At 70.8% G+C, this 13,079-nt stretch carries 11 protein-coding genes; 7 read left to right on the forward strand and 4 right to left on the reverse strand.

The features are described from left to right. Positions 1-15: 15 nt before the first annotated feature. Positions 16-2,829, reverse strand: a complete 2,814-nt coding sequence (locus tag MUY14_RS12840; protein ID WP_247023206.1) for an aconitate hydratase — start codon at positions 2,827-2,829, stop codon at positions 16-18. A 291-nt stretch (positions 2,830-3,120) separates the two neighbouring features. Between MUY14_RS12840 and MUY14_RS12845 the strand changes: the two genes are divergently transcribed. Both MUY14_RS12845 and MUY14_RS12850 read left to right on the forward strand, forming a co-directional pair. Beyond that, complete coding sequence (locus MUY14_RS12845) at positions 3,121-4,491, forward strand: NlpC/P60 family protein (protein ID WP_396126790.1); 1,371 nt, start codon at positions 3,121-3,123, stop codon at positions 4,489-4,491. Between the two features lie 44 nt (positions 4,492-4,535). Further along, a complete protein-coding gene (locus MUY14_RS12850; RefSeq protein ID WP_247023208.1) occupies positions 4,536-5,249 on the forward strand; it encodes a cyclopropane-fatty-acyl-phospholipid synthase family protein in 714 nt (237 codons plus the stop codon). On the opposite strand, the gene MUY14_RS12855 is transcribed toward MUY14_RS12850, so the two are convergent. Then, positions 5,236-5,628, reverse strand: coding sequence for a DUF1801 domain-containing protein (locus tag MUY14_RS12855; protein WP_247023209.1), 393 nt, complete (start codon positions 5,626-5,628; stop codon positions 5,236-5,238). The genes MUY14_RS12850 and MUY14_RS12855 overlap by 14 nt on opposite strands. A gap of 27 nt (positions 5,629-5,655) precedes the next feature. On the opposite strand from MUY14_RS12855, the gene MUY14_RS12860 reads away from it, so the two are divergent. The 4 genes from MUY14_RS12860 (at position 5,656) to MUY14_RS12875 (ending at position 9,446) form a co-directional block, all read left to right on the forward strand. Then, complete coding sequence (locus MUY14_RS12860) at positions 5,656-6,201, forward strand: molybdenum cofactor guanylyltransferase (protein ID WP_247023210.1); 546 nt, start codon at positions 5,656-5,658, stop codon at positions 6,199-6,201. A gap of 168 nt (positions 6,202-6,369) precedes the next feature. After that, complete coding sequence (locus MUY14_RS12865) at positions 6,370-7,440, forward strand: MoxR family ATPase (protein WP_247023211.1); 1,071 nt, start codon at positions 6,370-6,372, stop codon at positions 7,438-7,440. 7 nt (positions 7,441-7,447) lie between these two features. After that, positions 7,448-8,392, forward strand: coding sequence for a DUF58 domain-containing protein (locus MUY14_RS12870; RefSeq protein WP_247023212.1), 945 nt, complete (start codon positions 7,448-7,450; stop codon positions 8,390-8,392). A gap of 73 nt (positions 8,393-8,465) precedes the next feature. Then, positions 8,466-9,446, forward strand: a complete 981-nt coding sequence (locus tag MUY14_RS12875; protein WP_247023213.1) for a VWA domain-containing protein — start codon at positions 8,466-8,468, stop codon at positions 9,444-9,446. A 1-nt stretch (position 9,447) separates the two neighbouring features. Here the strand turns inward: MUY14_RS12875 and MUY14_RS12880 are convergent, their stop codons facing one another. Then, positions 9,448-9,957, reverse strand: a complete 510-nt coding sequence (locus MUY14_RS12880) for a hypothetical protein (RefSeq protein WP_247023214.1) — start codon at positions 9,955-9,957, stop codon at positions 9,448-9,450. Between the two features lie 105 nt (positions 9,958-10,062). On the opposite strand from MUY14_RS12880, the gene fxsT reads away from it, so the two are divergent. After that, positions 10,063-12,618, forward strand: a complete 2,556-nt coding sequence (gene fxsT, locus MUY14_RS12885) for an FxSxx-COOH system tetratricopeptide repeat protein (RefSeq protein ID WP_247023215.1) — start codon at positions 10,063-10,065, stop codon at positions 12,616-12,618. Here the strand turns inward: fxsT and MUY14_RS12890 are convergent. Continuing rightward, positions 12,615-13,079 (reverse strand): tRNA (cytidine(34)-2'-O)-methyltransferase, encoded by a 465-nt coding sequence (locus tag MUY14_RS12890; protein ID WP_247023216.1) that lies wholly within the window; start codon positions 13,077-13,079, stop codon positions 12,615-12,617. The two genes, fxsT and MUY14_RS12890, sit on opposite strands and share 4 nt — an antisense overlap.

Genomic DNA, 13,079 nt, shown 5'->3' on the forward strand with positions numbered 1-13,079 from the left:
TCCGAGCAGAAACCCTTACGCCTGCGTCATCTTCCGCAGCACGTACTGCAGGATGCCGCCGTTGCGGTAGTAGTCCGCCTCACCCGGGGTGTCGATGCGGACGTCCGCGTCGAACTCCACCTTGGTGCCATCATTTTTGGTCGCCGTGACGTGCACCGTGCGGGGCGTGTCGCCGTCGTTCAGCGCCGTGATGCCCGTGATGTCGAACGTCTCGGTGCCGTCCAGGCCGAGCGACGAGGCCGACTCGCCCTGCGGGAACTGCAGCGGGATGACGCCCATGCCGATCAGGTTCGAGCGGTGGATGCGCTCGAATGACTCGGTGATCACCGCGCGCACACCCAGCAGCGACGTGCCCTTGGCCGCCCAGTCACGCGACGAACCGGAGCCGTACTCCTTGCCGCCCAGCACGACCAGGGGAGTGCCCTGCGCCGCGTAGTTCTGGGCCGCGTCGTAGATGAACGCCTGCGGGGCGTCGTCCTGGGTGAAGTCGCGGGTGTAGCCGCCCTGCACGTCGTCCAGGAGCTGGTTGCGCAGCCGGATGTTCGCGAAGGTGCCGCGGATCATCACCTCGTGGTTGCCGCGCCGCGAGCCGTAGGAGTTGAAGTCCTTCTTCTCCACGCCGTGCTCGGTCAGGTACTGCGCGGCCGGGGTGCCCGGCTTGATCGCGCCGGCGGGGGAGATGTGGTCGGTGGTGACCGAGTCGCCCAGCTTCGCCAGCACGCGCGCGCCGGTGATGTCGGTGACCGCGGCCGGCTCCGGCGTCATGCCCTCGAAGTACGGGGGCTTCCGGACGTAGGTGGACTCGGCGTCCCACTCGAAGGTCTTGCCCTCGGGGGTGGGCAGCGACTTCCAGCGCTCGCCGCCGTCGAAGACGTCGGCGTAGTCCTTGGTGAACATCTCCTGCGTGATCGCGTAGTCGATGGTCTCCTGGATCTCCTGCGCCGTCGGCCAGATGTCCTTGAGGAAGACGTCGTTGCCGTGCTCGTCCTGGCCCAGGGGCTGGTTCGCGAAGTCGAAGTCCATCGTCCCGGCCAGCGCGTAGGCGATGACCAGCGGCGGCGACGCGAGGTAGTTCATCTTCACGTCGGGGTTGATCCGGCCTTCGAAGTTCCGGTTGCCCGAGAGCACCGAAACCGCGGTGAGGTCGTTCTCCTGGATCGCCGCGGAGATCTCGTCCGAGAGGGGGCCGGAGTTGCCGATGCACGTGGTGCAGCCGTAGCCGACCAGGTGGTAGCCCAGCTTCTCCAGGTACGGCCACAGGTTGGCCTTGGTGTAGTAGTCGGTGACGACCTGCGAGCCCGGCGCCATCGACGTCTTCACCCACGGCTTGACCGCGAGGCCCTTGTCCACGGCGTTGCGCGCGAGCAGCGCGGCGCCGAGCATGACCGACGGGTTCGAGGTGTTGGTGCACGAGGTGATCGAGGCGATCACCACGGCGCCGTGGTCGAGGACGAACTCGCCGCGGTCCGCCGTCGAGACCTTGACCGGCTTGCTCGGGCGGCCCGACGCGCCGTTCGCGGCGGAGCTGGTGACCGGCGCGGCGTCGTCCTCGGCGAACGACAGCGACGGGGCGTCGCTGGCCGGGAAGGACTCCTCCGAAGCCTCGTCCATCTTGGTGTGCGGCGTGCTGTCCTCGCCGTCCACGTAGTCGTGGATCGACTTGCGGAACGCCGACTTCGCGTCCGACAGCTCGATGCGGTCCTGCGGGCGCTTCGGGCCGGCGATCGACGGGACGACCGTCGAGAGGTCCAGCTCGAGGTACTCGGAGTAGGCCGCCTCGCGCGAGGAGTCGTGCCAGAGGCCCTGCTCCTTGGCGTAGGCCTCGACCAGCGCGACCTGCTCGGCCGAGCGGCCGGTCAGCTTGAGGTAGCGGACGGTCTCCTCGTCGATCGGGAAGATCGCCGCGGTGGAGCCGAACTCCGGGCTCATGTTGCCGATGGTGGCGCGGTTGGCCAGCGGCACCGCGCCGACGCTCTCGCCGTAGAACTCGACGAACTTGCCGACCACGCCGTGGCGGCGCAGCATCTCGGTGATCGTGAGGACGACGTCGGTGGCGGTGACGCCGGCCGGGATCTCCCCGGTCAGCTTGAAGCCGACGACGCGCGGGATGAGCATCGACACCGGCTGGCCCAGCATGGCGGCCTCGGCCTCGATGCCGCCGACGCCCCAGCCCAGCACGCCCAGGCCGTTGACCATGGTGGTGTGCGAGTCGGTGCCGACGCAGGAGTCGGGGTAGGCCTGGCCGTTGCGGGACATGACCGTGCGCGCGAGGTGCTCGATGTTGACCTGGTGCACGATGCCGGTGCCGGGCGGGACGACCTTGAACTCGTCGAAGGCGCCCTGGCCCCAGCGCAGGAACTGGTAGCGCTCGCGGTTGCGCTCGTACTCGATCTCGACGTTGCGCTCGAAGGCGTCGGGGCGGCCGAAGACGTCGATGATGACCGAGTGGTCGATGACCAGTTCGGCGGGGGCGAGCGGGTTGACCTTGTCGGGGTCGCCACCGAGGTCGGTGACCGCCTCGCGCATGGTGGCGAGGTCGACGACGCACGGCACGCCGGTGAAGTCCTGCATGATCACGCGGGCGGGCGTGAACTGGATCTCGATCGACGGGTCGGCGTTGGGGTCCCACGAGCCGAGCGCGCGGATGTGGTCGGCGGTGATGTTCGCGCCGTCTTCGGTGCGCAGCAGGTTCTCGAGCAGGATCTTCAGGCTGTAGGGCAGCCGCTCGGCGCCCTCGACCTTGTTCAGGCGGAACACCTCGTACGAGGCGTCGCCGACCTTCAGCGTGTCTTTGGCGCCGAAGCTGTCCTTGCTGGCAGGTGCGGTCACGTCTAACTCCAGTGGCATGGACTTCCGCGCCGGTGCGGCGGTCGAGTCCCGGGTCAGTTCGGTCGGGTTCGGTGGTGGCGAGTCTTGCGCACCCCCACCGTAGGACCGGATCGGGGATGGCACACCTCGCGGTACCTCAAACAGTACGCGTGTCCTGTTTGGGGGACAAGACGACACGCGGTGTGGGCTGCGCCATCCGTTGCGGGGGTCCCTCAATGAGGGGAATTGGTGCCTACGGTGTGTAAGTTTCCGGTGATGCTTGTGATAGTGGTGTGACTGCAGTGACGCGCGATGTGCGCAGGTGAGCGGAGGTGGGCGGTCGTGGCGGGACGGCGTGGGGGTCCGGGGGTGCCGCGGACCCGCCGGGGACTCACCGTGAGCGCGCTCACCTTGGTGATCTTGTTCGGGGCCGGTGGCACCGGCCTGGCGGCGCCCCCGCCACCGCCGAACCCGAGCGACTCCGACCTGAACAACAGCAAGGCCGACGCCAACGCGAAGGCGGGCGAGGTCGGCCGGCTGACCAACCAGCTGGCCCAGGCCGAGCAGAAGCTGTCGCAGCTGCAGGACGACGTCGAGCTCAAGCAGGAAGAGGCCAACAAGGCCCTGGTCGACCTGCAGTCCGCGCAGGACGCCGCTGCCCAGGCCGAGAACGACGCGAAGGCCGCCCGCACCGAGGCGGACGCGGCGGCCGCGGCGATCGAGAAGGCCCGCACCGACCTCAAGACGTTCGCCGCCGCGAGCTTCCAGCAGGGGAGCACGGTCGGCTCGCTCTCGGCGTACCTGAGCGCCGACAGCCCCAAGGACATGCTGGCCCGCGCGCAGCTGCTCGACGCCGTCGGCGGCGACCGGCTCAACGCCCTCGACCGGCTCCAGCAGGCGCAGACGGCGAAGGCCAACAAGGACTCCGCGGCCCGCAAGGCCGCGGAGATCGCGCAGCAGAAGCAGGACGCCGCCCGCGAGGCCAAGCACTCCGCCGATTCCGCGCAGGCCAGGGCGATCAGCGCGCAGGACAGCCAGGCGACGCAGAACACGCAGCTCGAGAAGAACAAGTCCGACGTCGAACAGCAGCTCTACGCCGCGCAGGCCAAGGTCAGCGGCCTGCAGGGCCAGCGCCAGCGCTACCAGGACTGGCTCGCCCAGAAGCAGCGCGAAGACGAGGAACGCGCCCGCCAGGCCGCGCTCGGTTCGTCCGGTGGTGGCGGTGGCCGCCCGGCGACCAAGCCGGCGTCGGGCCCGGCCGGGTCGTCCATCGAGGCGGTCATCGCGCGGGCGCTGTCCAAGGTCGGCCTGCCCTACGCGTGGGGCGGCGGCAACGCGAGCGGACCGACCCGCGGCATCCGCGACGGCGGCGTCGCCGACCGCTACGGCGACTACAACAAGATCGGCTTCGACTGCTCCGGCCTGATGATCTACGCGTTCGCCGGGGTGACGGGCTTGCCGCACTACAGCGGCTACCAGTACACGGCGGGACGGCGGGTCCCGCTGTCCCAGATGCGCCGCGGGGACATGCTGTTCTACGGCGGCGCGGGCGGCATCCACCACGTCGCGCTGTACCTCGGCGGCGGCCAGATGGTCGAGGCGCCGCAGTCCGGTCTGCGCGTCCGGGTCGCGCCGGTGCGCTACGGCGGGATCATGCCGTACGCGACGCGCCTGATCGGCTGAAACTCGCTCGACGCGGGAGTCTTCCGGGCTTCAGGATCACCACGGTGGACGACGAACTGAACGCGCTGCGCCGCTCGCGGATGCGCTGGAACACGCCCCTGTCCGAACCGCACGCGGAGCTGCTGCTCGACCGGATGGCCCTGCGTGAGGGTCACCTCGTCGACCTCGGCTGCGGCTGGGGTGAGCTGCCGCTGCGGGCCGCCGCGCGGGCGCCCGGCCTGCGCGTGACCGGCGTCGACACCGACGTGACCGGCCTCGACCGCGGCCGGGCCGCCGCCACGACGCGAGGCCTGTCGATCGACTTCACCGAGGCGGACGCCGCGAACTGGGACGTTCCCGTCGAGCGGGCCTTTTGCATCGGCTCCGCTCACGTCTTCGGCTCGACGAAGGCCGCGTTGGCGCGGCTGGCGCAGGTGGTGCCGTCGGGCCGGCTGCTCTACGGCGACGGCTTCTGGGCCGCGCCGCCGAACCCGGCGGCGCTGGAGATCTTCGGCCCGGACACGCTGACGCTGCCGGAGCTGCTCGACGCCGCGGTCGACGCCGGCTGGCGCGTCCGGCACCTCAGCACGGCCGACCAGCTCGAATGGGACGACTTCGAGTCGACCTCGCGGGCCGGTTGGGAGGAGTGGCTGGCGGCGCACCCGGACGACCGGCGGGCGGGCGAGGTCGGGGAGTGGCTCGACCGGCGGCTGCGCGAGTACGTGGGCGTTTACCGGGGTGTGCTCGGCCTGGCCTACCTCGTGCTCACCCGCGCTTGAGCTTGCGCCAGCCGCCGGCCCGGTTGTTCGCGATGATCTGCCGGAACATGGCGGTGAGCGCGGGTGCGTTGATGGTCTCGCCTTCGCGGAAGGCGACGGTCCGCGCGGTCTTGTTGCCGTGCCCGGCGGTGATGATGCCTTCGGGGTCCGGGACGATGCCGCCGTCGTAGACGAAGACGTTGACGTGGTCCTTCGCCGCCAGCAGGGCGCAGACGTTGCCCTCGAGCACGAAGTAGGGCTGCCGGGTGCGCTTGATCGTCTCGACGACGTCGGGGTCCGCCGCGTGAACCAGCTCGCGGACCTCGCGGCAGATCGCCTGCTGCCACTCCGGCAGGGCGTCGATGTAGGCGTCGACGCGGGGCTCGACGGTATACGGCACGCGGTCAGTATGGGCTAGATTCCCCGGATGCGGTACGCGGGGATCGTGGTGGCCGGGGGTTCGGCGCGCAGACTGTCCGGTGTGGACAAGCCGGCCCTGTCGGTGGGCGGGAAGCCGTTGCTCGCCCGCGCGATCCACGCTCTCTCCGGAGCCGAGCGCGTGATCGCCGTCGGCCCGCGGCGGCCCGGCTTCGACGTCGTGTGGACCCGTGAACCGGTCCCGGGCACCGGCCCGGTGGCGGCGCTGGCGGCGGGACTCGCGTTCGTGCCGGCGGAGGTCGACGTGGTCGCGGTGCTGGCCGCCGACCTCCCGGGCGTCCGGCGGTCCACTGTGGACCGCCTGGTCGCGGCTCTCGGTGACGGCGATGGCGCGGTCCTGGTGGACGCGGCGGGATCCCGGCAGTGGCTGCTGGGGGCGTGGCGGGTCCCGGCGTTGCGGGCGGCGTTGCCGGACGAGGTCGAGAACGCGGCGCTGCGGCGGGTGCTGGGTGGGCTGTCGGTGGCGGAGGTCCCGGCGGAACTGGGCGAAGCGGACGACATCGACACGCCCGAGGATCTCGAGCGGCACCGCTGAGAACGGGAACCGGATCAGCTTCACAGATGTCACACCAGGGAAGGTGTTGGCTACTGACGGGGCAACCCGTGTCCGCGTGCCGGACGGACGAACGGCCGGGGGACGCAGTACGGTCGCACCGCGTGATCACCGTCGCGGGGGCGGCGCACGAACTTTCGAGGAGGCAGAGTGACCGAGCCCGGCTACGCCGAGGGCGGGAACGGCCAGCAGGCGACACCGGCGCGGGACGCCCAGTTGCTGGAGCGGACCGTGTTCGAGGTCAAGCGGATCATCGTCGGCCAGGACCGCCTGGTCGAGCGGATGCTGGTCGGCCTGCTGGCCAAGGGCCACCTGCTGCTCGAAGGCGTGCCCGGCGTGGCGAAGACCCTCGCCGTCGAGACGTTCGCGCGGGTCGTCGGCGGCTCGTTCTCCCGCGTCCAGTTCACCCCCGACCTGGTGCCCGCGGACATCCTCGGCACCCGGATCTACCGGCAGGGCGCCGAGCGGTTCGACGTCGAGCTCGGCCCGGTCGTGGCGAACTTCGTGCTCGCCGACGAGATCAACCGCGCGCCCGCCAAGGTCCAGTCCGCGATGCTCGAGGTGATGGCCGAGCGGCACGTGTCGATCGGCGGGCAGACGTTCCCGATGCCCGACCCGTTCCTCGTGCTCGCCACCCAGAACCCGATCGAGAACGAGGGCGTGTACCCGCTGCCGGAAGCGCAGCGTGACCGGTTCCTGTTCAAGATCCAGGTCGAGTACCCCTCCGCCGAGGAGGAGCGCGAGATCATCTACCGGATGGGCGTCACGCCGCCGACCCCGCACGAGGTGCTCAGCCCGGGCGAGCTGGTCCGGCTGCAGGGGGTCGCGGCGCAGGTGTTCGTGCACCACGCCCTCGTCGACTACGTCGTGCGCCTCGTGCTGACCACCCGGACGCCGAACGAGCACGGCCTCGCCGACGTCGCCGGCTGGGTGTCCTACGGTGCTTCGCCGCGGGCGAGCCTCGGCATCATCGCCGCCGCCCGGGCGCTGGCCCTGGTCCGCGGCCGCGACTACGTGCTGCCGCAGGACGTCGTCGACGTCGTGCCGGACGTGCTGCGCCACCGGCTCGTGCTGTCCTACGACGCGCTGGCCGACGGCGTGCCGATCGACCACATCATCACGCGCGTGCTGCAGACCGTGCCGTTGCCGCAGGTCTCGGCCCGGCCGCAGGGCGGGGCCGGACAGGGTGGCCCGGTCCCGGCGGGCGCGCCGGTCAGGTAACCCGGAAATGGCCAAGAAAGAAGACGGCGCCCGCCCTTCGTGGGCGCCGCCGGTGCTGCGCGGCGACCGGCTGGAGGCCGGGCTCCGGACCCTGGAGCTCGACGTCCGCCGCCGGCTCGACGGGCTGCTCCAGGGCAACCACCTCGGCCTCGTGCCGGGGCCGGGCTCCGAGCCCGGCGAAGCGCGGCCGTACCAGCCCGGCGACGACGTGCGCCGGATGGACTGGGCGGTCACCGCCCGCACCACGACCCCGCACATCCGCGAGACCGTGGCCGACCGCGAGCTGGAGACGTGGGTCGTCGCCGACCTGTCGGCGAGCCTCGACTTCGGCACGGCGCTGTGCGAGAAGCGCGACCTGGTGGTCTGCGCGGTCGCGGCGGTCGCGCACCTGACCGGGGGCGGCGGCAACCGGATCGGCGCGCTGGTCTCCACCGGCGCCGACACCGCCCGCATCCCGGCCCGCGGCGGGCTGGCGCACGCGCGCGGTCTGGTGCGGAAGCTGGCCGAGACGCCGCGGGCGGCCGAGGGCACGCGCGGCGACTTCGCCCAGGCGCTGGAGGCGCTGCGCCGCCCGCCGCGCCGCCGTGGCCTGGCCGTGGTGATCTCCGACTTCCTGGGCGACAGCTCGTGGGAGCGGCCGCTGCGGGCGCTGGGCGGGCGCCACGAACTGATCGCGATCGAAGTACTCGACCCGCGCGACGTCGACCTGCCCGAGGTGGGCACCGTCGTGCTGGCCGACCCGGAGACAGGGAAACAGCGCGAAGTGCACGCTTCGGCCTTGCTGCGCAAGGAGTTCGGGGCCGCGGCCCACGCCCACCGCCAGAAGGTGGCGGCCGGCCTGCGGCGCGCGGGTGCGGCCCACCTGACGCTGCGCACGGACGCCGACTGGATCGCCGACATGGTGCGGTTCGTCGTCGCCCGCAAGCGCCGCTGGTCCGGGGGTGTCGCGTGAGGGAGCTTGCGACCGAACCATTCGACGCTGCGCTTTCGGCTCAGGCCGCACCGAGCGCCGGCGAGGTGTGCGCATGAGCCTGACCGGATTCACCGCGCCTTGGTGGTTCCTGCTCCTGATCGCCGTGGCGGCGGTCGCCGTCGGGTACGTGCTCGCGCAGCGGGCGCGGCGGAAGCGGACCATGCGGTTCGCGAACCTCGACCTGCTGGAGCGGGTCGCGCCGAAGAGCCAGGGCTGGGTCCGGCACGTGCCGGCGGTGCTGATCGTGCTGTCGCTGCTGCTGCTGACCGTGGCGCTGGCCGGGCCGACCGCCGAGCAGAAGGTGCCGCGCAACCGGGCCACCGTGATGCTGGTGATCGACGTGTCGCTGTCGATGGAGGCCACCGACGTCGCCCCGACGCGGCTGAAGGCGGCCCAGGACGCGGCGACGCAGTTCGCGCAGAACATGACCCCGGGTATCAACCTGGGCCTGATCTCGTTCGCGGGCACGGCGACGGTACTGGTCAACCCGACCACCGACCGCAACGGCGTGATCAAGGCGATCGAGAACCTGAAACTGGCCCAGTCGACGGCGACCGGCGAGGGCATCTTCGCGGCCCTGCAGTCGGTGGAGAGCTTCTCCACCGTCGTCGGCGGCGCGGACGGGCCGCCGCCCGCCCGGATAGTGCTGATGTCGGACGGAAAGCAGACGGTGCCGGAAGACCTGTACGCGGCCCGCGGCGGCTATACGGCGGCTCAGGCGGCGAAGCAGGCAGGCGTCCCGATTTCGTCGATCTCGTTCGGCACCACGCACGGCTCGGTCGACATCGACGGCAAGGCCCAGCCGGTGAGCGTCGACGACGAGTCGCTGCGCGAGATCGCGCGGCTGTCCGGCGGCGACTTCTACAAGGCGGCCAGCGCCGAAGAGCTGAAGAAGGTCTACGCGGACCTCGGCGAGCAGATCGGCTACGAGATCAAGGACGCCGACGCGAGCAAGCCGTGGCTGGTAGCGGGCACGCTGCTCCTGATGATCGGCGCGGCGGCCAGCCTGTTCTTCGGCCAGAGACTCCCGTGACTCAGGCTCGGCGGACGCCGTACAGGCTTCCGCCGAGCAGGGTCGCCCCGGAGAGGACGCCGCTGACGAACGGCACCCACTCCGTGGCGCTCCCGAGCAGAGCGAGACCGACGACGCCGAGCACGGTGAGCACCGCGCCGACGACCAGGATCGACCGGGTCTTCCACGCCGACGCGAGCGCGACGAAGTGGAGGCCGACGATGGTGGCGATCCAGGCGACGTTCCCCTCCACCGGTGCTTCCAGCAGGCTCAGCTCGAAGAACCCGGCGACCAGCAGCACCACCTCGGCGATGACGACGACCCGGTAGCTGGGCCCGAACACCGGGCGGTCGTCGAGCGTCGGGCGGCCGCCCGCACGGAAGCCGAGGACCACCACCGCCGCGAGGGCGAGGACGGCGAGGGCGCGCAGCACCCAGCCGATCGCCGCCGGCAGCGGGGCGCCGGAGTTGACCAGGACGAACACCGTGCCGAACGCGGCGCCGATGAGCGCCCCCAGGAACTGCTGTCGCATCGGGCGAACCTACCGGACGGCGATCATGACGCTTCGCGGTCACCGTAACGCCGGCGTGGATGGAGGAGACTGTTCCCAGGTACGGCGAACGTGAGGAGACGGGGGTTGGCGGTCGGGGAGCCGGCGCGGCGGGTGTTCCTCAGCCACACCAGTGAGCTGAGCGTGTTTCCGAAGCCGCGATCGTTCGTGGCGGCGGCGAAGGACGCGGTGGCCGCGGCCGGTGACGCGGTGGTGGACATGTCCGCCTTCACCGCCCGCGACGCGACACCGGAGCAGCTCGATCGGGAGATGCTGGCCGAGGCGGACATCTACGTGCTGATCGCGGGTTTCCGCTACGGCACGCCGGTGCGGGGCCGTCCGGAGGTCTCCTACTGCGAGCAAGAGTTCGAGTTCGCCACCGCCGCCGGCATGGAGCGGCTGGTGTTCGTGCTGGCCGAGGACACCGAGGGGCCACCGGCGCTGATCCGGGACCTGGAGCACGGGGCCAAACAGGAAGCATTCCGCAAACGGCTGCCGGACAGCGGTCTCACCATCACCAAGGTGTCCTCGCCCGCCGAACTGGCGACCAAGCTGGAGCGGGCACTGAATCGGGTCCCGCGTTCCCGGCAGGAGTCGAAGCTCGCCGGCCGGATCTCGAACATTCCCGCTCGCACGGCCACCTTCACCGGCCGCGACGACCTGCTGGCCGGGCTGCGGACGGCGTTGTGTTCGGGGCGGCCGGCGGTGGTGCAGGCGCTCAACGGGATGGGTGGGGTCGGCAAGACCACGACCGCGATCGAGTACGCCCATCGCTACGCCGAGGACTACGACGTCGCTTGGTGGATTCCCGCCGAAGACCCGGCCCTCGCCACCAGCCACCTGGTCGATCTCGCCCGGGCGCTGGATCTGGCGACCGAGAAGGACTCGCCCGCGGTCGTACTGGCCCGGTTGCGCGGGGCATTGCAGTCGCGCGGGCGGTGGCTGGTGGTGTTCGACAACGCCGAAGACCCCGCCGCTCTGCGACCGCTGCTGCCCGCCGGGGACGGCCACGTGATCATCACCTCGCGGAACCCCGACTGGGACGACATCGGTGCCGCGTTGCCGGTGCGGGAATTCAGTCGTCCCGAGTCGGTCCGGCTACTTCGAACGCGCTGCCCGCGGCTCACCGCACCTGACGCCGACCGCATCGCCGATGCCCTGGGCGACCTGCCCCTGGCCGTGAACCAGGCAGCGCGCCTGCTGGCTACGAGCAACCTGACCGCCGAGGACTACCTGGAACTGCTCGCTGAGCGCGGCCATGAACTGATGGGCCGCCATGAGAAGCGCAGCAGCTATCCCGTCTCGCTGGCCGCGGCGTGGACGGTGTCTTTCGACCAGCTCGCCCGCGAGAATCCCGCCGCGCTGAACATCCTTACCTTGGTGGCGTGGCTGGCTCCCGAACCGGTGCCGCTCACCCTGCTCACCCATCAGCAGGGCGAGGCCGGGGCTGTTGCGCGGGACGCGCTGGCCTTCGCCGACGTCACGGCCGCCCTGCGCAGCCGAGGGATGGCCGAGGTGACCACCACGACCATCCAGCTCCACCGGGTCCCCGCCGCGCTGCTGCGGGCACGCACCCAGGACGATGTCGTCACCGGGGAGGACCGCGACTCGACCTGGCCGGTTACCGCGGTCCGGCTGCTACACGCTGGTCTGCCCGACAATCCTTGGGCCAACCCGCCGAGCTGGCCGCGCTGGCGAGAACTGCTCCCGCACCTGCTGTTCGTGTGTGACCCTAACCGCGCGTGGCAGCCGGCAGCAGAAGAAGTCGCCTACCTGCTCGGCTACACCGCGTCCTACCTCCAGACGCGTGGGGAACCCGGCGCCGCACTGCCGTTGTTTCAGCGGGCTTACGCCCTTTACAGGGATCGCCTCGGCGAGGACCACCCCCACACCCTCACCGCCGCCAACAACCTTGCCGTCGACCTCGGCAGCTTGGGTGAGCATCAGCAGGCTCGTGAGTTGAACGAAGACACTCTCACTCGCCGTCGGCGCGTCCTGGGGGAGGACGATCCCGGCACCCTCAATTCCGCCAACAACCTTGCCGTCGACCTCAGCACCTTGGGTGAGCATCAGCAGGCTCGTGAGTTGAACGAAGACACTCTCACTCGCCGTCGGCGCGTCCTGGGGGAGGACGATCCCGGCACCCTCAATTCCGCCAACAACCTCGCCGTCGACCTCAGCAACTTGGGCGAGCATCAGCAGGCTCGTGAGTTGAACGAAGACACTCTCACTCGCCGCCGACGCGTCCTCGGCGAAGACGATCCCAGGACCCTCATTGCCGCCGGCAGACTCGCCGTCGACCTCAGGGACCTGGGCGAACTCCAGCAGGCCCGCGAGCTGCACGAAGACACCCTCGCCCGCACCAAACGCGTCGTCGGCGACGACCACCCCGACACCATCATCGCCGCCGGCAACCTCGCGGCCGATCTCCGGGCGCTGGGCGAACACCAGCGGGCCCGCGAGCTGGACGAAGGTACCCTCGCCCGCGCCAAACGTGTCCTCGGTGAGGACCACCCCAACACCATCATCGCCGCCAGCAACCTCGCCGCCGACCTCCGGGCGCTGGGCGAACACCAACGGGCCCGCGAGCTGCACGAAGACGTCCTGGCCCGCCGCAAGCGCGTCCTCGGCGACGAGGACTAGTCAGTACCCGCGAAGCCGTTCTGCCGCCAGGCTTCGTAGACCGTGATCGCCGCCGTGTTGGCCAGGTTCAGCGATCGGCTGGTCGGGAGCATCGGCAGCCGCACGCGGTCGGTCACCTCCGGTGCTTCCTGCACCGAAGCCGGCAGCCCCACCGACTCCGGCCCGAACATCAGGACGTCGCCCGGTCCATACGCGACCTCCGTGTACAACCGCGTCGCCGACGCGCTGAACGCGTACACCTTCGCCGGCAGCAAGGTTTCCCAAGCGGCGGAAAGGGAAGCGTGGACGTGCACCCGGGCGAGGTCGTGGTAGTCGAGCCCGGCGCGGCGCAACTGCTTGTCCTCCAACGTGAACCCGAGCGGCTCGACCAGGTGCAGTTCGCAGCCGGTGTTGGCGGCCAGGCGGATCGCGTTGCCGGTGTTCGGCGGGATTTCGGGGTGGTAGAAGAGAACCCGGAACAC

The sequence above is a fragment of the Amycolatopsis sp. FBCC-B4732 genome, assembly GCF_023008405.1.
Classification (GTDB): Bacteria; Actinomycetota; Actinomycetes; order Mycobacteriales; family Pseudonocardiaceae; genus Amycolatopsis; species Amycolatopsis pretoriensis_A.

What these genes read in the sequence shown, in the direction of transcription:
- MUY14_RS12845 (WP_396126790.1), top strand. Translation starts at nt 3,121, where the DNA reads ATGTGCGCAGGTGAGCGGAGGTGGGCGGTCGTGGCGGGACGGCGTGGG.
- MUY14_RS12860 (WP_247023210.1), top strand. Translation starts at nt 5,656, where the DNA reads ATGCGGTACGCGGGGATCGTGGTGGCCGGGGGTTCGGCGCGCAGACTG.
- MUY14_RS12870 (WP_247023212.1), top strand. Translation starts at nt 7,448, where the DNA reads ATGGCCAAGAAAGAAGACGGCGCCCGCCCTTCGTGGGCGCCGCCGGTG.
- MUY14_RS12875 (WP_247023213.1), top strand. Translation starts at nt 8,466, where the DNA reads ATGAGCCTGACCGGATTCACCGCGCCTTGGTGGTTCCTGCTCCTGATC.
- MUY14_RS12880 (WP_247023214.1), bottom strand. Translation starts at nt 9,957, where the DNA reads ATGCGACAGCAGTTCCTGGGGGCGCTCATCGGCGCCGCGTTCGGCACG.